Annotated in this window: 21 protein-coding genes and 1 tRNA gene; 10 read left to right on the forward strand and 12 right to left on the reverse strand. The window is 70.2% G+C overall.

Features of this window, described 5'->3' with window-relative positions:
* Nucleotide 1: 1 nt before the first annotated feature.
* The 6 genes from typA to U5K29_13180 form a co-directional block, all read right to left on the reverse strand.
* Nucleotides 2-1,855, reverse strand: a complete 1,854-nt coding sequence (gene typA, locus U5K29_13155) for a translational GTPase TypA (protein ID MDZ7679484.1) — start codon at nt 1,853-1,855, stop codon at nt 2-4.
* Nucleotides 1,856-1,867: 12 nt separating this feature from the next.
* Nucleotides 1,868-2,416 carry a hypothetical protein gene (locus U5K29_13160; protein MDZ7679485.1) on the reverse strand — a complete coding sequence of 183 codons (549 nt, stop codon included), beginning with the start codon at nt 2,414-2,416 and terminating at the stop codon, nt 1,868-1,870.
* Nucleotides 2,413-3,225: an NUDIX domain-containing protein gene (locus tag U5K29_13165; protein ID MDZ7679486.1), complete on the reverse strand. Its 813-nt coding sequence runs from the start codon at nt 3,223-3,225 to the stop codon at nt 2,413-2,415. Before U5K29_13165 ends, U5K29_13160 begins: the two co-directional genes overlap by 4 nt.
* Nucleotides 3,222-3,728, reverse strand: coding sequence for an FxsA family protein (locus U5K29_13170; protein ID MDZ7679487.1), 507 nt, complete (start codon nt 3,726-3,728; stop codon nt 3,222-3,224). Before U5K29_13170 ends, U5K29_13165 begins: the two co-directional genes overlap by 4 nt.
* 48 nt (nt 3,729-3,776) lie before the next feature.
* A complete protein-coding gene (locus tag U5K29_13175) occupies nt 3,777-4,040 on the reverse strand; it encodes a WhiB family transcriptional regulator (protein ID MDZ7679488.1) in 264 nt (87 codons plus the stop codon).
* Nucleotides 4,041-4,147: 107 nt separating this feature from the next.
* Nucleotides 4,148-5,455, reverse strand: coding sequence for an NfeD family protein (locus U5K29_13180; GenBank protein ID MDZ7679489.1), 1,308 nt, complete (start codon nt 5,453-5,455; stop codon nt 4,148-4,150).
* Nucleotides 5,456-5,483: 28 nt separating this feature from the next.
* Between U5K29_13180 and U5K29_13185 the strand changes: the two genes are divergently transcribed.
* Nucleotides 5,484-6,482: an ArsA-related P-loop ATPase gene (locus U5K29_13185; GenBank protein ID MDZ7679490.1), complete on the forward strand. Its 999-nt coding sequence runs from the start codon at nt 5,484-5,486 to the stop codon at nt 6,480-6,482.
* Nucleotides 6,479-7,570 carry an ArsA-related P-loop ATPase gene (locus U5K29_13190; GenBank protein MDZ7679491.1) on the forward strand — a complete coding sequence of 364 codons (1,092 nt, stop codon included), beginning with the start codon at nt 6,479-6,481 and terminating at the stop codon, nt 7,568-7,570. Before U5K29_13185 ends, U5K29_13190 begins: the two co-directional genes overlap by 4 nt.
* Here the strand turns inward: U5K29_13190 and U5K29_13195 are convergent.
* Complete coding sequence (locus U5K29_13195) at nt 7,567-7,920, reverse strand: STAS domain-containing protein (GenBank protein MDZ7679492.1); 354 nt, start codon at nt 7,918-7,920, stop codon at nt 7,567-7,569. The genes U5K29_13190 and U5K29_13195 overlap by 4 nt on opposite strands.
* Nucleotides 7,921-8,038: 118 nt before the next feature.
* Between U5K29_13195 and U5K29_13200 the strand changes: the two genes are divergently transcribed.
* Complete coding sequence (locus U5K29_13200) at nt 8,039-8,440, forward strand: response regulator (protein MDZ7679493.1); 402 nt, start codon at nt 8,039-8,041, stop codon at nt 8,438-8,440.
* 70 nt (nt 8,441-8,510) lie between these two features.
* Nucleotides 8,511-8,587 (forward strand) — tRNA-Pro (locus U5K29_13205).
* Nucleotides 8,588-8,628: 41 nt separating this feature from the next.
* On the opposite strand, the gene U5K29_13210 is transcribed toward U5K29_13205, so the two are convergent.
* Nucleotides 8,629-9,870: a DUF222 domain-containing protein gene (locus U5K29_13210; protein ID MDZ7679494.1), complete on the reverse strand. Its 1,242-nt coding sequence runs from the start codon at nt 9,868-9,870 to the stop codon at nt 8,629-8,631.
* A 144-nt stretch (nt 9,871-10,014) separates the two neighbouring features.
* On the opposite strand from U5K29_13210, the gene U5K29_13215 reads away from it, so the two are divergent.
* The 4 genes from U5K29_13215 (at nt 10,015) to U5K29_13230 (ending at nt 12,469) form a co-directional block, all read left to right on the forward strand.
* The gene (locus U5K29_13215) at nt 10,015-10,266 is read left to right on the forward strand and encodes a MazG nucleotide pyrophosphohydrolase domain-containing protein (GenBank protein ID MDZ7679495.1); all 252 of its coding nucleotides are present in this window, start codon (nt 10,015-10,017) and stop codon (nt 10,264-10,266) included.
* A 136-nt stretch (nt 10,267-10,402) separates the two neighbouring features.
* Nucleotides 10,403-10,717, forward strand: a complete 315-nt coding sequence (locus U5K29_13220; GenBank protein ID MDZ7679496.1) for a hypothetical protein — start codon at nt 10,403-10,405, stop codon at nt 10,715-10,717.
* 19 nt (nt 10,718-10,736) lie between these two features.
* Nucleotides 10,737-11,213: a cation:proton antiporter regulatory subunit gene (locus tag U5K29_13225; GenBank protein MDZ7679497.1), complete on the forward strand. Its 477-nt coding sequence runs from the start codon at nt 10,737-10,739 to the stop codon at nt 11,211-11,213.
* Nucleotides 11,214-11,215: 2 nt separating this feature from the next.
* Nucleotides 11,216-12,469, forward strand: a complete 1,254-nt coding sequence (locus U5K29_13230) for a cation:proton antiporter (GenBank protein MDZ7679498.1) — start codon at nt 11,216-11,218, stop codon at nt 12,467-12,469.
* Here the strand turns inward: U5K29_13230 and U5K29_13235 are convergent.
* Together U5K29_13235 and U5K29_13240 are read right to left on the reverse strand one after the other, a co-directional pair.
* Nucleotides 12,466-13,488 (reverse strand): aspartate-semialdehyde dehydrogenase, encoded by a 1,023-nt coding sequence (locus U5K29_13235; protein ID MDZ7679499.1) that lies wholly within the window; start codon nt 13,486-13,488, stop codon nt 12,466-12,468. The genes U5K29_13230 and U5K29_13235 overlap by 4 nt on opposite strands.
* An 18-nt stretch (nt 13,489-13,506) precedes the next feature.
* Nucleotides 13,507-14,730 carry an aspartate kinase gene (locus U5K29_13240; protein MDZ7679500.1) on the reverse strand — a complete coding sequence of 408 codons (1,224 nt, stop codon included), beginning with the start codon at nt 14,728-14,730 and terminating at the stop codon, nt 13,507-13,509.
* Between the two features lie 51 nt (nt 14,731-14,781).
* Here U5K29_13240 and U5K29_13245 point away from each other — a divergent pair, with 51 nt between their 5' ends.
* Nucleotides 14,782-15,645 (forward strand): peptidylprolyl isomerase, encoded by an 864-nt coding sequence (locus tag U5K29_13245; protein ID MDZ7679501.1) that lies wholly within the window; start codon nt 14,782-14,784, stop codon nt 15,643-15,645.
* Here U5K29_13245 and U5K29_13250 read toward each other — a convergent pair.
* Both U5K29_13250 and U5K29_13255 read right to left on the reverse strand, forming a co-directional pair.
* Nucleotides 15,632-16,312, reverse strand: a complete 681-nt coding sequence (locus tag U5K29_13250) for a Type 1 glutamine amidotransferase-like domain-containing protein (protein ID MDZ7679502.1) — start codon at nt 16,310-16,312, stop codon at nt 15,632-15,634. The two genes, U5K29_13245 and U5K29_13250, sit on opposite strands and share 14 nt — an antisense overlap.
* Nucleotides 16,309-16,797, reverse strand: a complete 489-nt coding sequence (locus U5K29_13255) for a hypothetical protein (GenBank protein ID MDZ7679503.1) — start codon at nt 16,795-16,797, stop codon at nt 16,309-16,311. The genes U5K29_13250 and U5K29_13255 overlap by 4 nt, the downstream gene beginning before the upstream one ends.
* Before the next feature lie 124 nt (nt 16,798-16,921).
* Here U5K29_13255 and U5K29_13260 point away from each other — a divergent pair, with 124 nt between their 5' ends.
* Entirely contained in the window at nt 16,922-17,770 is an 849-nt protein-coding gene (locus U5K29_13260) for a 3-hydroxybutyryl-CoA dehydrogenase (protein MDZ7679504.1), read from the forward strand.

Raw genomic sequence — 17,770 nt, forward strand, 5'->3', positions numbered from 1 at the left:
CCTACCGGTTGAGGCGGCGGCGGTCCTGTTCCTTGAGGATGCGCTTGCGGAGCCGCAGGTTCGCCGGGGTGACCTCGACCAGCTCGTCGTCGGCGATCCACTCGATGGCGGTCTCGAGGGTGAGCAGGCGTGGTGGGGTGAGCTTGATGGCGTCGTCGGCCGCGTGGGTGCGGATGTTGGTCTTCTGCTTCTCGCGGCACACGTTGACGTACATGTCGCCGCCGCGCGAGGTCTCACCGACGACCATGCCCTCGTAGACGTCGACACCGGGACCGACGAACAGCTCGCCCCGCTGCTGGAGGTTGTCGAGGGCGTACGCGGTCGACACGCCGGTTCGGTCGGCGATCATGGCACCCCCGCTGCGGGTGGGCAGGTCGCCGACCCAGGGGATCCAGCCTTCGTGGTGCTGGTGCATGAGCGCGGTTCCGCGGGTTGCGGTGAGCAGCAACGACCGGAATCCCAGCAGGCCACGCGACGGTGCGTGCAGGGTGATGATGGTGCGCCCGATGTCGCCGGGCCGCAGGTCGATGACCCGACCCTTTCGTGGCGCCACCGCCTGGGTGACGGTGCCGACGTGGTCGTCGGGGACGTCGATGACCGCGACCTCGAGCGGTTCGTGCTTGGCGTCGTCGATCTCGCGCACCAGGACCTCGGGCCGGCTGACCTGGAGCTCGTAGCCCTCGCGGCGCATGTTCTCGATGAGCACGGCGAGCTGCAGCTCACCGCGGGCCGCGACCTCGATGATGTCGGGCGAGGAGGTCTCGGCCAGACGGATCGACACGTTGCCCAGCACCTCGCGGTCGAGGCGCTCGCGGAGGTGGCGGGAGGTGAGGTATCGGCCTTCCTTGCCGGCCAGGGGTGAGGTGTTCACCCCGAAGGTCATCCGCATGACCGGCTCGTCGACGCTCAACCGGGGAAGCGGCTTGGGGTGGGCGGGATCGGCGAGGGTGTCACCGATCCCGACCTCGGGGAAGCCGGCGATGATGAACAGGTCGCCGGCCCGCCGCTGGTCGACCTCGACCCGGGCAACGGCTTCGACGCCGAGCAGTTGGCTGAGCTTGCGCTTGACCGGTGCGACGTCGCCCTCCTGGCACAGCGCCACCAGGTCGCCCTTGCGCAGCGTTCCCTGCATGACCCGACCGATCGCCAACCGGCCGAGGTAGTCGGAGGCGTCGAGGTTGGTGACCAGGGCCTGCAGCGGTGCGTCGGGGTCGCCTCTGGGTGCGGGGATCGTCGAGGTCAGCGCCTCGAACAGTGGGGTGAGGTCGGCGTCGGGATCGGGCATGCCCACGCCGGCGACGCTGCGGCCCTCGGTGGCGATCGTGGAGACCACGGAGAACTCGATGTGGTGGTCGTCGGCGTCGAGGTCCATGAACAGCTGGTACACCTCGTCGAGGACCTCGTCGGCGCGGGCGTCGCCACGGTCGACCTTGTTGATGACCACCACCGCCGGCAGGTCCATCGCCAGGGCCTTGGAGAGCACGTAGCGGGTCTGGGGAAGCGGACCCTCGGACGCGTCGACGAGCAGCAGGATCCCGTCGACCATGGCGAGAGCCCGCTCGACCTCGCCGCCGAAGTCGGCGTGGCCGGGCGTGTCGACCAGGTTGATCCGGATGCCCTCCCAGGTGATGGCGGCGGCCTTGGCCAAGATGGTGATGCCCCGCTCGCGCTCCTGGTCCTCGGAGTCCATGACGCGGTCGACCACCGCCTCGTTGGCGCGGAAGGTCCCGACGCTGCGGAGCATGGCGTCGACCAGCGTCGTCTTGCCGTGGTCGACGTGGGCGACCAGGGCGACGTTGCGGAGGCCGGGGTTGGGGAGTACTGGGTTGGGGAGTGCAGAGTTGGTGTCAGACACGAAGAGTCGAGTCTACAGCCGCTCGATGAGTTGCCCCTCGGCGGGGGCCACCGCCCGCAGCCGCTTGAGACGGCGGTCGGCCAGGAGCTCCTCGTCGAGGGCGGCCACCGCGTCGCCGCCGAAGAGCACCCGCTCCTCTTCGAGCAGGAACATGGCTCGCGGCTCGCCGCCGGGTGCCGGCATCGTCACCAGCCGGAACTCGGTGCCGAGGATGGTGTGATCCTCGCCGACCATCTCGTCGGCGTCGGCAGGGCCGATCCCATCGACGGTCAGCACCAGGGCGTCGGTACGGGCCCGCAGGCCCTTGATCCCCGCCTGATCGCCGGTCCCGGTGGTGAGGATCCAGCGGATACGGTCGCCGCCACACCCGGCGATGGCGTCGAGGTGCTGGTCGAGATCGGGTCCCGGGTCGATCACCGCGATCTCGTCGATGCCGATCAGGTAGGTGTTTGGCCCCGCGGTGCCGTCGAGGTCGACCGCGATGCGGCGGACCAGCGGACTGAGCGCGCGTGCCACCCCGGGAACGATGGGGGTTGGGAGGTCGACGGTGTCGTCGGTCACGATGCAGCTCCTTCGTAGCCGGGATCACCGGGCAAGAGAATTCGGGTTCCACCCTCGTCGTCCACGATGCGGGACTGAATGGTGGGGACCTCGACCTGCTGGCGCACTGCACCGAGCAACTCGTCGGCAGAGTCGAACCGGGCGATGGCCTCGAGGTTCCTGGCGGTGGGCCAGATGATCTCGAGCTCGCCGTCGCGTGCTCGCCGGAGCGCCTCGGCGGGCCGGACCCACAGGTTGGCGACCGTCTCGCGATCGTCGTGCAACCCGACCTGGGCATCGGGGGCCCGGGCGAGGAAGAAGCGCGTGTCGAACCGTCGGGGCGGACCGATCGGGGTGATCCAGTGCGAGAAGTAGTGGATGGCGTCGCAGGCCAGGGTGAGGCCTTCGTCGGCGCACAGATCGATGAGGCGGAGCTCGCCGGCGTCGACGCGCCGGCGGTGCTCGACGAAGCGGGATTCGACCTCGGGGTCGTCGAAACGGATGATCTGGCCGGACTCGTCGTAGGCGAGCAGGAGCCCGCACTCCTCGAAGCACTCGCGCACCGCCGCCACCCAGTAGGCCAGGCCGCCACGCTCGAGACCGAGCGCCACGGACGCGACCGGATCGCTGAGTCCGGCGCAGTACGGGTCGACGTCGTGGTGATCGTGGTCGTCGACCGCGCCGCCGGGGAAGACGAACGCACCCCCGACGAACACGCTGGCCGGGTTGCGGCGCACCATGAACACCTCGAGCCCGTCGACGCCGTCGCGCACCAGCATCACGGTGGCGGCCCGACGAAGCTCGACCTCGGTCGCCTCGGTCTGGGTCATCGGTCGAGGCCCCGTGGACCGGGGGGATCGTCAGGTCCCGGGCGGTCGGGGTCGGACTCCCAGCCGGTGGTGTCCCACACCCCTCCCGCGGAACCGGCGGTGGGACCCGCAGCCCCACCGGCGAACCCGTAGGGAGCGTTGACCCCCACACCGGGCGTGACCCGCTTGAGGACCATGGCCCGGATGACCGCCCGTGAGGGCGGCGCGAGGAACAGCAGCCCGACAGCGTCGGTGACGAACCCCGGGGTGAGCATGAAGGCCCCGGCGGCGAGGATCAGCACCCCGTCGACGATCTCGCGGTGGGGCATCTCGCCGCGAGCGAGGGTGGTGGAGAACCGCCGCCACACCCCGAGCCCCTCGACCTTCACGAGCCACGCGCCGATGATGCTGACCACGAGGAGCAGCACCAGGGTCTGGGGCGTGCCGATGGCCTGCGCGGCGGAGACGATCACGAGCAACTCGATGATCGGGACCGCCAGGAACAACAGCGCGATGAGGGGCATGACACCCCCCAGGCTACCGGTCTGGACGGTCGGCGAGGCTGCGGCCCCTCAGCTCAGCTCGGAGGCCACCAGCTGGCGCCGCTCGTTCTCGTTCAGACCACCCCAGATGCCATGTGGTTCACGGATCGAGATGGCGTAGTCGAGGCATGGGCGCCGTACCGAGCAGTCGGCACAGATCGCCTTGGCTCTGGCTTCGCGCTCGAGCTTCTCGTCTTTGCGTTCGAACTGTGGCGGCGGAAAGAACACCGCTGCCTGAGGCCCACGGCAGGCTGCTTTGACCTGCCAGGCATCTTCGGTCCTCTGTGCACTCACACGCAGACCCCCCTTCCGTGTCGCGACCCTACAACCGGGGTTGTCGATGCGACAAGGGTCACTTTCGTGTCCGCGCGCGACGAAGGGCACCGAAAGGGCAGGAGGTGTCAACGGTCGCGGTAGTCGCGAGCCGGATGGTCCTCGGGCTCGACCTGGAGCACCATGCCCTCGATGGCCACCACCCGAACCGGGTCGCCGTCGGCGATGGGTGTCGCTCGGTTGGTGTGGGCCCGCCACGGAGCCTCACGCACCACCACCACCCCGTCGGGGTCGACGGTACCTCGGGCCAGCCCGCCCTCCCCGATCATCCACTCGCGCCCGATGGTCGGGGTGGAGAACCGGGTGCGGACCATCGCCGGCATCCCGGCGAGGAAGGTCAGCACCACGCCGACGAAGGCCACCACCAGTGTGATCCACGAGATCGACGCCGCGTCGTAGAAGGTGAGCGAGCCGACGGCGAAGAGCAGACCACCGGCTGCGGTCCAGAACCGGGGGACCCCGGTCTGCACGTCCACCGCGAACCCGACGAAGGCGACGAGCACGAACACCAGGGCGATCGGCCGGACCGGCAGGACCCAGAGACCGTAGGAGGCGAGCACCAGGGACCCGGCCCCGACCATGCCGGCGATGCCGACGCCCGCGGTGTAGAGCTCGAAGACGAGCAGCGCCAGGCCGATGACCAACAACAGGTAGGTGACCTCGGGGCTGGCCACCGTGTGGAAGATCTGGGCGGGGAGATCGAGCTGGCTGAACCGCACGACCGTGCGGGGTTCGAGGCTCGGCTCGCCGTCCTGGACCACCTCGATCGACTCGAAGCCCGGGAGGGTGAGCGCGAACTGCCCCAGGGTCAGGGCCTGCTCGGGGGCGATGTCGAGCTCGAGGGCCCGCTCGTGGCCGACGGTGTCGTCGACCAGCAGCGGTGTGGCGTCACCGAACAGGGCGCCGAACTCGTCCTCGGGAAGGATCGGTTCGCCGGTGCGACCGATGCGGGTACCGATGGACACGCCGATCGGATCGGTGACCGCCGCCAGCTGGGCGGCCCCTCCCAAGGCCTGGGCCCCGGACGGGCCGATCCAGGACGCGACCGGGATCTCGGCTTCGTGGATCTGGCGAGCCAGGTCGACCAGCACGCCCTCCGACACCACCGCCCCCGGAGAGTCGAGGTGGATGACCAGGTAGCGGGCCCCGGACTCCTCGGCCTCGTCGATGGAGGAGGAGACGAAGTCCACCAGGATGTCGTCGATCAGACCGTTCACCTCGATGACGGTGATGAAGCCCGGATCGTCGTCCTCGGCGGCACGGTCGTCTTCGGTGGCGAGGTCGTCTTCGGTGGCGGTCTGGGCGTGGAGTGGCGCCGCGCCGAGCATCACGGCCAGTGCAACGAAGAGCACGCCGACGCTGGTTAGTCTGCGCAAGGAGTTCTCCGGACGCGAAGGGAACGTAGTGGATCCTGCCCGTTTCTTCGCAGCATCCCGGCTCGCCATCGTTGCCGGGAAGGGCGGCGTGGGCAAAACGACGGTGAGCGCCGTCCTGGCCAGGGCCGCGGCCCGCAGCGGGCGTTCCGCGCTCGTCGTCGAGGTCGAGGGGAAGAGCGGCCTGGCCACCGTGTTCGAGCGCCCCGAGCTCGGGTACCAGGAATCGGTCCTCTGGGAACGGGGCGATCCACCCGGCGCGGCGGCGGTGGCCGCCCGGGCGCTCACCGCCGACGACGCGCTGATGGAGTACCTCACCGATCACGGGCTCGACCGGGTGTCGCGGCGCCTGGTCCGCAGCGGCGCCCTCGAGATCGTCTCCACCGCAGCTCCGGGGATCGAGGACATCCTCCTGTTGGGCAAGGTCAAACAGATCGAACGGGCCTCGAGCGACCGCCTCGTCGTGCTCGACACCCCAGCAGCGGGCCACGCGGTGAGCTTTCTGCGCTCCCCCCGAGCGCTGCTCGACACCGTGTCGGTCGGTCCGATCAACACCCAGGCTCGCGAGGCCCTCGACCTGCTCACCGACGCCGCCCGCACCAGGGTGCTGCTGGTGACGATCCCCGAGGAGACGCCGATCAACGAGCTGATCGAGACCGCCTACAAGCTCGAGGACGAGCTGGGCATCGCCCTCGGCCCGGTGATCGTCAACGGGGTCGACCCGGCCCCGCCGGCGACGACGGGCTCGATCACCGCTGCCGAGGCCGCCGCCCAAGCGGGCGTCGATCTGAGCGACGACGAGCTCGAGGCACTCGACAGCACCACCGAGTTCCGGCGGGCCAGGGCCGAGCTGCAGGCCGAGCAGCTCGGTCGACTCGAGCGGGAGCTTCCCCTCCCCCAGCTGCACCTGCCGGCGAGCCCCGGCCACGAGCTCGGCCGCGGCGAGCTCGACCGCCTGTCCACGGCCCTGCTGGCGGGCATCGAGGCGCTCGACGAGCGGCTCACCGAGGTGGGGGTCACCCCGCCGTGAGCACGCTCACCACCACCGTCGCCGACCACGACGTGATCATCTGCGCCGGGTCCGGCGGCGTGGGCAAGACCACCACCGCTGCCGCGCTGGCCCTCGCCGGGGCCCGCGACGGGAGGCGTGTGGTCGTGGTGACCATCGATCCGGCCAGGCGCCTCGCGGACGCGTTCGGGCTGGGCGCCACGGGTCTGGACAACGCGCCACGCCACATTCCCGGTCCGTGGGAGGGGGAGCTGTGGGCGGCCATGCTCGACACCAGCGCCACCTTCGACGGCCTGGTCACCCGCTATGCCACCGACGAGCAGGCGGCGAGGATCCTCGCCAACCCGTTCTATCGCAACATGGCCGACGCGCTGTCGGGCACCCAGGAGTACATGGCCGCCGAGAAGCTCCACGAGCTGGCCGCCGACGAGCGCTTCGATCTCGTCGTCATCGACACGCCTCCGACCCGCAACGCCCTCGACTTCATCGACGCTCCGACCACCCTCACCCGATTCCTCGACCATCGCCTCTACCGGATGCTCATGGCACCCACCCGGCGCATGACCCGTGCGGTGGGATTGGCCACCTCGGCGTTCGTGCGGACCATGTCCAGGGTGGTCGGCACCGCCGTGGTCGAGGACGCAATCGAGTTCTTCCAGGCCTTCGAGGGGCTCGAAGAGGGGTTCCGCGACCGGGCGCACGAGGTGGCCGACCGCTTCCGGTCACCGGACACGGCGTTCGTGCTGATCACCTCCCCCCGGCCCGACGCGCTGGAGGAGGCTCGCTGGTTCGCGGCGCGCCTCCGCGACGACGACATCGCCATCAAGGGGATCGTGGTGAACCGGGTTGAACCCCGCCCCGTCACCGACGGCACAGACCGGTTCCGCTCGATCGCCGACCAGCACCCGGGGACCGCGCTGGCTGCGCTGTGCGACACGCTGGTCGACCAGTGCGATGCGGCCGATGCCGAACGACAGCGCCTTGGGCAGCTGCTGGGGACCCTCGGCGAGCTCGACGTGGTGCTGGTGCCGATGCTGGGCGGAGACGTGCGCGACCTGGACGGCCTCACCCAGATCGCCGACGCCCTGGTGCCGGTCAAGCCTGCCTAGCCGGCCGCGGCGTCGTCCTCGTCGAGGGCGGTGGCGGCGTCGGCGATCGACTCGGTGACCGGGACGATGCGGTCGAAGCCGGTGGTGTGCAGAAGGCGGGTGAGGGTGGGGCGGCTGCAGGCCACCGCAACCTGTCCACCGGCCTCGCGGGCCCTGCGGATGCCGCCGATCAGGGCGCCGAGACCGGCCGAGTCCATGAACGGGACCTCGGACAGGTCGATGATCAGCCGCGACGCGGAAGCCTGGTCGCCGAGCGACTCGCGGAACTGGCCGACGGTGTACGCGTCGAGCTCTCCGACCGGCCGACAGACCGTGTACTCCGCTGTCTCCTCGATCTGGATGTCGAGCACTCTGATCTCCCTCGTCGCTCGCAGTCGAGCCTTGCCCATCATGCCCCGCGACGCAAGGTGCCAAACATGGCGACATCACAGATGGAGCCCGCGGCCTTGTGGGAGGTAGCCTCACGGCGTGTCACACGTACTGCTCGCCACCGATGCCGACTGGATCCGCGACGATGTGGTCGCCGCGCTCTCCGAGCCCGGCACCGAGGTGTCACGGGTGCGAACGGGCGCCGAGGTGGTGCCCGCCGTCGAAGCGCTGCGCCCCGAGTTGGTGATCCTCGACCTGCAGATCGGCAACATGGGTGGCATCGCCACCTGCCACGCGCTGCGCCTCGAGGAGAGCGCCGGTCGCCTCGATCCGGTCAAGGTCCTGTTGTTGCTCGACCGGGCCGACGACCGCTTCCTCGCCCACTCGGCCAAGGCCGACGGTTGGCTCGTCAAACCCATCGACGCCTTCGGCCTGGGGCGGGCGGTCCGCAAGGTCCTCGCCGGGGAGGCGGTCGGGGACGTGCCCGCCGCCTTGGCCTGACCCCTCGACGCCTTGGCCTGACCCCGCGATGGTCGAGTAGCCTGGCCAATCCACCGGGTTCGCCCGGCACCGGGTAGTAGCGCAGCTTGGTAGCGCGCCTCGTTCGGGACGAGGAGGTCGTGGGTTCAAATCCCGCCTACCCGACCACACCGCCCGCGTGGTCCGCGGCCCCGACGACCGGCGGGAGGTCAAGGCGGCGGGCGGCACCTCAGGCTCGGGTCGACCGGTTGAGGTCGGCTCGGCAGTCGTCGTCGGCCGTCGGGGCTGACGAAGGTGATCTCGCCGTTGGGGTCGCCGCGGATGGACCAACCACCTTCGTGAACGAGACGGTGGTGCTCCCAGCACAACCCGACGAGGTTGTCGAGGTTGGTCTCGCCGCCCTTCGACCAGTGTCGGATGTGGTGGATCTGGCGGATCTTGCGTTCGCAGCCGAACCCGCGGCAGCTGATGTCGCGCCCGTGCACCTGGCGGCGCTGCCACCATGGGACCTGCTGGCTGGCTCGAGCGACGCCGACGGTGGCGCCGCTCTCGCCGTGGAGTGCGACCTCGACCCGAGCATCGCAGAGGTGGCGGATGACCCCGGAGTCGCTCACCGCCAGGTCCCCGATGAAGCCGTTGCCCGGAGTGTCGCCGTCGATGACGTCGGCCGCGGCGTGGATGACCACCGTGGCCCGGTCGGGGGCCGACGCGGAGCCGAGCTTGCGGGTGGCGAGGTCGTGGAGGGCGTCGGCTCGGCGGGTGGCGATGGGCGCCCACCGGCCGGACTCTGGATCTGCGCCCCAGTGCTCGGCGATCGAGTCGAGTGCCTGGTTGACCGCCTCGCCTTGGTCGAAGGGCATGAACCCGCTGTAGCAGTATCCGCCCTTGCGGTGATCTCGCCGCCACCGAAAGGACCGGTTGGCGTGAGCGGCGTTGGCGTCGTGGTCCTCGACCGGGCGGGCCTGGCGGGCCATCAGGGCGATCTGGGCGGCCGAGTGCCCCGGAAGGTGAGCGGCCTGTTCGGCATCGTCGTCAGGAGTGACGAACCGCGTCGCCGGCCGAACCTGGTCCCAGGAGAGCTCACCGCCGGCATAGGCGGTCCGCAGTGCGGGCAGCACCTGCAGCGCGGCCGCCACCCGGAACCACTCATCGGCGTTCTTTCGTGCCAGTCCCAGACGCCCGACCAACCACGCCGGCGGCACCATCGCCCCGTCGAGGTCGGGATCGCCGCAGGCGACCGCCGCGGCGACCACGTCGAGCAGTTCGGCATGGGTCGCCGACAGCAACCCGGCGAGCTGTTCGATCGCCACGAGACGTTCGTCAGATGTCTGCTCGGCATAGGCAGCAGCGTTCGCCGAGAGCACCAGGCCGGGGTCACCCGACGGCGCAGCAGCATCGACACCCTCGGCGCCACGATCCTCGCTCGGTTGTTCAGCGGATGCCCGTCCCATCGGATGCCTCGACACGCTCGACCAACAACAGGGAGCCGCAACCCGGCTCCGATGGGGAAGACCCCCAGCATATCGAACACCTGTTCGTCTGTCAACCCACCGTCCCAGACGACCGCCACCGACGGCACCTAACGTGGGGCGGGCATGGAGATCGCTGACTTTCAGGCTCTGATGGACCGGACCTACGGCGAGGCCGACCGCGAGCGGGGCATCCCGCCGACGGTCGCCTGGCTGTGCGAGGAGATGGGCGAGCTCGCCCAGGCGGTGCGCAAGGGCACCCCCGACCAGCAGCTCCACGAGCTCGGCGACGTGCTCGCCTGGCTGGCGTCGTTGGCCAACCAGCTCGACCTGTCGCTCGAGGACGCGGCACAGCGCTACGTCGAGGACCCGCCATGACCCCGTGGGCCGGGCGCGGGTCGGCCGTCGCGTGCTTGACGCCACAGCTCCGGCTTGCTTGGCTGAGCCGGCGGACACCGGTCCCCGGGCAGCAGGTCTCCGCGTTCGTTCCTTCTGCCCAGGACGGAGGGGTTGCATGAGTTTCCGACGATTGCTGGCGGCGATGTTCGCCGTGCTGTTGCTCGTGGCGGCCGGCTGTGGAGACGACGGCGGCGAGGACGACGCCGCGACCGGGTCCCCGGCGGCGGACGAGGGCGACGACTCGGCCGGAGATGCAGAAGAGAACGGTGGGTCGGACGGCTCGGACGAGGAAGCCGACCCGGAACCGTCCCCAGGCTCCGGAGGCGGCGGTTCGATGGTGCTCGGCAACGAGACCATCGCCTTCGACAGCAGCCGCTGCTATCTCGAGGAGCAGACGACGGTCACCCTGTCGTTCGAGATCCAGTGCTGAACGGGCAGACTGGCAGTCCATGAGCGAGATCGAAGAGACCTCTCTGCCCGGCGTCGGCTTCCGGCACGACTTTCTGTGCCGGAACGGACGGCGAGTTGGGGTGGTGTCACACCACACCGGCCGGCGCGACGTCCTCATCTACGACGAACACGACCCCGATGCGGTGAAGGCCGCGATCGAGCTCAGCAGCGAGGAGAGCCGCACCCTGGCCGAGATGCTGGGCGGAACGACCGTCACCGAACACCTCGGCCAGATCCACCAGCAGGTCGAGGGCCTGGCCATCGACTGGCTGCCGCTGCCCAACTCGTTCGAACCGCAGACCATCGGCGCCGGCGAGTACCGCCAGCGGACCGGGGTCTCGATCGTGGCGGTCATCCGAGGCGGGGACACGATCCCCGCGCCCGGTCCCGACGAGGTGCTCTCGCCCGGTGACGTGGTGGTGGTCGTCGGCACCTCCGAGAGCATCGAACGCCTGACCGAGATGCTGGGAGGTTGATCGTGGTCTTCGCCGCCGCGGGCGGCGAGGCAGCCAGGCTGTTCCTGGAGCTCGGAGCGGTGATCTTGGCGCTGTCGCTCATCGCCCGCGCCGCCGGCCGCGTCGGGCTCTCGCCCATCCCCTTCTACCTGGTGGTCGGGCTCGTGCTCGGGTCGGGCGGCCCACTGGAGCTGTCGATCAGCGGCGAGTTCATCGAATCGGGGAGCCAGATCGGTGTCGTGCTGTTGCTGTTCCTGCTCGGCCTGGAGTACTCGGGCGACGAGCTGGTCGGGTCGCTTCGACGCTCCGGGCAGACCGGAGCGCTCGACATCGCGCTGAACGCCACCCCCGGAGCGGTCGCCGGGTTCGCCCTCGGGTGGGGAGCGATGGGCGCGCTGTTCCTCGGAGGCATCACCTACATCTCCTCGTCGGGCATCATCGCCAAGGTCCTGAGCGACCTCGGCCGCACCGGCAACCGCGAGACCCCGACCATCCTGGCCGTGCTGGTCATGGAGGACCTGGCGATGGCGGTCTATCTCCCCATCACCGCCGGGGTCATCGTCGGCGGGACGGCGCTGGCCACCACCGGCTCGGTGCTGGTGGCGGTGGCCGCGGTCGGCGTGGTGCTGTTCCTCGCCGTCCGCTACGGGGAGCACATCAGCGAGGTGGTGTTCAGCCGGTCCGACGAGGTCCTGCTGTTCACCATCTTGGGCATCACCCTGCTCGTCGCGGGCGTGGCCGAGACGCTGAACGTCTCCGCCGCGGTCGGAGCGTTCCTGGTCGGCATCGCGATCTCGGGGAGCGCCGCCGACGCGGCGCACGGTCTGCTCACCCCGTTGCGCGACCTCTTCGCCGGTGCCTTCTTCGTCTTCTTCGCCCTCCAGGTCGACGCGAGCGAGCTGCCCGCGGTGCTGGTGCCGGCGTTGGTGCTCGCCGTCGTCACGGCCTTCACCAAGGTGGCGACCGGATGGTGGGGCGCGCGGCGCGAGGGCATCGGCGTCGCCGGCCGGTTCCGCGCCGGGTTCGCCCTCATCGCTCGCGGTGAGTTCTCGATCGTCATCGCCAACCTGGCTGTGGGTGGGGGTGTCGACGAGCGGCTCGGACCCTTCACCGCGGCCTACGTGCTGATCCTCGCCGCGCTCGGACCGATCGTGACCCGAGTCGGCGACAGCGTGGTGATGGCGATCCTGGCTCGGCGGCACGCTCCACCGCCCACTCCGCCACCCACTCCGCCGCCCGGGCCCGAGCCTGAACCCCGACCCGAGCGCTCGCGCTAGCTCCGGGCGGCGAGCAGCTCGGCGATCTGGACCGTGTTGAGCGCGGCGCCCTTGCGGAGGTTGTCGTTCGAGAGGAACAGCGCCAAGCCGTTCTCGATCGTCTCGTCACGCCGGATGCGGCCCACGAAGGTGGGGTCCTGGCCGGCGGCCATCAGCGGTGTCGGCACGTCGGCGAGGACCACCCCCGGCGCAGCGGCGAGGGTCTCGCGGGCCTGGGCCGGGGTGACCGGGCGGTCGAAGGCGGCGCTGATCGACAGCGAGTGTCCCGTGTAGACCGGAACCCGCACGCAGGTGCCGGTGACCGGCAGATCGGGCAGATCGAGGATCTTGCGGCTCTCGTTGCGGAGCTTCTGCTCCTCGTCGGTCTCCTCGAGACCGTCGTCGACGATCGAGCCCGCCATCGGCAACACGTTGAACGCGATGGGTGCGACGAACTTGTGGGGCGCCGGGAACTCGACCGCCGAACCGTCGAAGGTCAGCTCGGCGCTGCGCTCGCCGACCTTCTTGACCTGCTCGTCGAGCTCGGCGACGCCTTCGAGACCACCGCCCGACACCGCCTGGTAGGTGCTGACCACCATCGACCGGAGGCCGTAGGCGTCGTGGAGCGCCTTCATCACCGGCATGCCGGCCATGGTCGTGCAGTTCGGGTTGGCCACGATGCCCTTGGGAATCGAGTCGAGCGCGCCCGGGTTGACCTCCGAGACCACGAGCGGCACGTCGGGGTCCATGCGCCACGCCGACGAGTTGTCGACCACGGTGACGCCCTGGGCGGCGACCTTCGGCGCCAGCTCCTTGGAGGTGGCGCCGCCGGCGGAGAACAGGGCGATGTCGAGACCCGAGTAGTCGGCGGTCGCCGCGTCCTCGACGGTGATCGCCGTGCCCTTGAACTCGATGGTGCGCCCGGCGGAGCGGGCCGAGGCGAACAGCCGCAGCTCGTCGACGGGGAAGTCGCGCTCGGCGAGGATCTGCAACATGACCCCGCCGACCTGTCCGGTGGCACCTACGATTCCGATGTTCATGGCATCGAGGGTACCGGGTCAGACCAGGGGCTGATCCAGCTCGAATGCGCCGTGCAGGGCGATGACCGCATCCTCGACCCGGTCTTCGCGCACGACGCAGCTGACGCGGATGGCCGAGGTGGAGATCATCTCGATGTTGATCCCGGCCTCGGCCAGGACCTCGAACATGCGGGCGGCGACCCCGGGGTTCGACTGCATGCCGGCCCCGACGAGGCTGACCCGGCCGATGTGCTGGTCGACGGTGACCTCGCCGGATCCGAGCTCCTCGCTCAGCTTGGGCATGACCTCGACGCAGACGTCGACCTGGCGGTGGGGCACGGTGAACGAGATGGCGGTGTGGCCCTGGGCGGACACGTTCTGCACGATCATGTCGACGTTCACGTCGCGCTCGGCAAGGGCCCGGAAGACCCTGGCCGCCACCCCGGGCTCGTCGGGTGCGTTGGCGAGGGTGATCTTGGCCTCGGAGGTGTCGTGGGTGATGGCGGTGACGAGTGCGTGTTCCATGGTGGGGTCCTCCTCGACGACCCAAGTGCCCGACTCCCAGGTGAAGGCGGAGCGGATGTGGAGGGTGACGCCGTGGTTGCGGGCGAACTCGACCGAGCGCATCGCCGGCTTGGGGCACCCGGTGGCGGTCATCTCGAGCAGCGACTCGAACGAGACCTTGTCGATGCGGCGGGCGTTGGACACCAACCGGGGGTCGGCGTTGAACACGCCGGGCACGTCGGTGTAGAGCTCGCAGCTGTCGGCGTCGAGCGCCGCGGCGAGCGCGACGGCGGTGGTGTCGGAACCGCCGCGCCCCAGGAAGGTGACGTCGCGGTCGGTGGAGACGCCCTGGGAGCCGCCGACCACCGGGACCCGGCCGGCGGCGAGGGACTCGCGCACCCGCTCGGGGTTGAGCTCGAGGATCCTCGCGTTGGTGTGGGTGGTGTCGGTGAGAAAGCCCGCCTGGCTTCCGGTGAACGACTCGGCCGGGATGCCGATGCCCGCCAGCGCCATGCAGGTGAGCGCGGTGGCCTTGCGCTCGCCCGCGGTGATGAGCATGTCCATCTCGCGGCCCGGACGGACATCGGACACCTGCGTTGCCAGCCGCAGCAGGTCGTCGGTCTCCTTGCCCATGGCGCTGACGACGAGCACCACGTCGGTGCCGTGCTTGATGGTGCGGGCGACGTGATCGGCGACCTCGCGGATGCGGTCGGGATCGGCCACCGAGGTGCCACCGAACTTCTGGACGACGAGAGCCACGGCCGGTGACGCTACCAACACCTGCACCGCCCTCCACTACCGTGGCGCCTCATGCCGTCCGACAAGCGCCAACGTCAGAAGGAGCGCGAGCAGGCCGCCAGGGCCGCCCGCGCCGCCGAGCTCGCCCGCGCCAAGCGCCGCAGGAACATGATCCTGGCGGTGGTGGGGTTGGTGGCGGTGTTCGTCTTCGCCTTCCTGTACTCCACCTTCGTCGGCGGCGACGGCGAAGGCGACGGGGACGCGACACCCACCGAGGCCACCGCCGCCGGCGACGATGCCGAGCCGAACGACGACGCCGAGGACCAGGCCGCGGGGCTGGGCGACGCGGTCGAGCCGACCTGTCCGCCCGCGGACGGGGTCGACGAGCCCCAGACCCAGTTCACCGAGGCCCCGCCGTTCTGCCTCGATGAGGACGCCTCCTACGAGGCGGTGTTCGAGACCGACGCCGGCGACATCCGGGTCGCCCTCGACACCGACGACACGCCCGACACCGTGAACAACTTCGTGTTCCTGGCCCGCCACGGCTACTACGACGGCACCGACCTGTTCCGGTCGAACACCTCGATCGACATCGTCCAGGGCGGGGCGCCACACACCCAGGACAACGCGGATCCGGGTCCCGGCTACACCATCGCCGACGAGGGAGACGGCTTCTCCTACTCCCCCGGCGACCTGGTGATGGCCCGGACCCCGGCCCCGGACTCGGCCAGCGCCCAGTTCTTCTTCTCGACCGGACCCGACACCCAGCTGTTGAACGACCAGGGCACCTACGTGGTGTTCGGGAGCGTCGTCGAGGGCATGGACGTGCTCGAGTCGATCATGGACACCCACGTCGACGAGCCCGACGGGAACCCCGGCGAGGGCGCACCCGACCCCAAGCCGGTGGTCGAGACGGTCCGCATCATCGAGAGCTGATCGAGGGCAGCACGCTCAGATCCGACGGTTCGGCGTCGAGGTACACGTGGACCGATCCCGCTCCTGCGACCGACCAGCCCGACCCGTCGCGGTGGATGAGCGCCGTGCGCCGCTCGATCCCCGCCACCGGCATCGCCGCCGGGGCGAGGCCGACGGTGCGGTGAACCTTGTCGTGGGACCACTCGTCGTAGCGGGGGATCATCGTGAACCCCGACAGCAGACCGAGCCCCACGGTGAAGGCGCCACCACGGGTGTCGACCATGTGGTCGAACAGCACCGACGCGCCGGCGGCCGAACCGGCCAGGGCCGCGCCGCCGCGCCAGGCCTCGACCAGGGCGTCGTAGAGCGGGGTGTCCTTGAGCACCGACCTCAGGTGCATGGGCGACCCGCTCGACAGGTAGATGAACCGCGCCTCGCGCACAGCACGCACGTTGGCCTCGTCGAGGGCGTCGGTCCGCCCCAGCACCGGCAGCGACGTGACCCGGGCACCGAGATCGTCGAACCAGACCCGAGCCTGGTCGACCAGCTGCCCTGGCGACTCGTAGGCCGCCGCGGTGGGAAGCATCACCACGTGGTCGGCGCCGCTCTCGGCCAGTAGCGCCTCGTCGAAGCTGCACCCGTCGGTCCACTCGTTCCCGCCCACCAGGGCGAGCGGTCCCGCGCTCACCGGCCCGCCTCGCTGGCAGGACCGCCGGCACGGCGACGGGCACGGGCATGCACCCAGGGACGGAGCACGGTTGAAGACACCGGCATCGAGAACCTTTCCACGTCGGTCACCACCCACCCGCAGCGTCGGATCGCTGCGGGGACGTCCCGCCCGATGTGCCACCCGGTGCGGGCCCGCGCCGCGGTGGCCGCGAGCCGTTGCGCCCTGGCGGTCGCGCCCGGGCCCCGGGTGGGTTCGATGACGTGCATCCAACCGCCGGGGGCGAGGCGCGCCGCCAGACCGGAGATCGCGGCGTCGAGGTCGTCGGCCGCGCCCAGCCATCCGACCGTGACCACGTGATCGACGGTGTCGGGCACGTCGTCGGGCATCACCGCAGGCGGGCCGGTGAGCACGAGCACGCGCCCGTCGTGGAGCGAGTCGACCAGGGCCCGGCGCCGGCGTTGGAGCACCGGGACGACCGGCGCGGTGTACCACGGGTCGATCACGGATCGGAGGGTGCTCGACGGGGCGGTCACGAGCCTCACGCTAGATCACGGCCACGGCATCGGAGAGCCCCGGCGATCGGTCGGGTTGGTACTGGTCGGTAGCAAATCGGTAGCCTGACCTCGCATGGGGAAGCGCACAGTAGGCATCGTCGGTTCAGGGATCATGGGTTCGGGCATCGCCGAGGTGGCCGCCAAGGCGGGCCACACGGTCATCCTCCGATCTCGCAAGCAGGAGACGGCCGACGCCACGGTCGCCGGACTGGAGCGATCGCTGGCCAAACAGGTCGAACGCGGTCGGCTCGAGGAGGCGGCCCGTGACGAGGCGCTGGCGCTGGTGAGCGCCACCTCCGACCTCGGCGACCTGGCCGACTGCGACGTGGTGGTCGAGTCGGTCGTCGAGGACCTCGAGACCAAGAAGGCCCTGTTCGCCGAGCTCGACGGCATCGTCAAGGCCGACGGCATCCTCGCCACCAACACCTCCACGCTTCCGGTCGTGGACATGGCCATGCAGACCAGCAGGCCCGACAAGGTCGTCGGCATCCACTTCTTCAACCCGGCTCCGATGATGAGCCTGGTCGAGGTGGTCGAGCCGCTCACCGCCTCGGAGGCCACCGTCGAGGTCGCGGTCGAGTTCGCCACGTCGTGTGGCAAGGACCCGGTGCGGGTCAAGGACCGGGCCGGGTTCATCGTCAACGCCCTGCTGTTCCCGTACCTGAACAACGCGGTGCGCATGCTCGAGCACGGCACCGCCAACCGCGACGACATCGACACCGCCATGAAGGGCGGCGCCAACTTCCCGATGGGCCCGTTCGCGCTGCTCGACCTGGTCGGGCTCGACACCTCGCTGTCGATCCTCGACGCCCTCTACGACGAGTTCCGCGACCCGAACTACGCCGCCCAGCCGATGCTGCGCCGCATGGTGGCCGCCGGCAAGCTGGGGCGGAAGTCCAAGTCGGGGTTCTACGACTACTGA

The organism is Acidimicrobiales bacterium (assembly GCA_034521975.1).
Classification (GTDB): domain Bacteria; phylum Actinomycetota; class Acidimicrobiia; order Acidimicrobiales; family SKKL01; genus SKKL01.

Excerpts from the sequence above, each read along its gene's own strand:
- U5K29_13245 (MDZ7679501.1), top strand. The coding sequence starts at position 14,782 with ATGCCGTCCGACAAGCGCCAACGTCAGAAGGAGCGCGAGCAGGCCGCC.
- U5K29_13225 (MDZ7679497.1), top strand. The coding sequence starts at position 10,737 with ATGAGCGAGATCGAAGAGACCTCTCTGCCCGGCGTCGGCTTCCGGCAC.
- U5K29_13235 (MDZ7679499.1), bottom strand. The coding sequence starts at position 13,488 with ATGAACATCGGAATCGTAGGTGCCACCGGACAGGTCGGCGGGGTCATG.
- U5K29_13210 (MDZ7679494.1), bottom strand. The coding sequence starts at position 9,870 with ATGGGACGGGCATCCGCTGAACAACCGAGCGAGGATCGTGGCGCCGAG.
- U5K29_13260 (MDZ7679504.1), top strand. The coding sequence starts at position 16,922 with ATGGGGAAGCGCACAGTAGGCATCGTCGGTTCAGGGATCATGGGTTCG.
- U5K29_13220 (MDZ7679496.1), top strand. The coding sequence starts at position 10,403 with ATGAGTTTCCGACGATTGCTGGCGGCGATGTTCGCCGTGCTGTTGCTC.
- U5K29_13170 (MDZ7679487.1), bottom strand. The coding sequence starts at position 3,728 with ATGCCCCTCATCGCGCTGTTGTTCCTGGCGGTCCCGATCATCGAGTTG.
- U5K29_13165 (MDZ7679486.1), bottom strand. The coding sequence starts at position 3,225 with ATGACCCAGACCGAGGCGACCGAGGTCGAGCTTCGTCGGGCCGCCACC.
- U5K29_13215 (MDZ7679495.1), top strand. The coding sequence starts at position 10,015 with ATGGAGATCGCTGACTTTCAGGCTCTGATGGACCGGACCTACGGCGAG.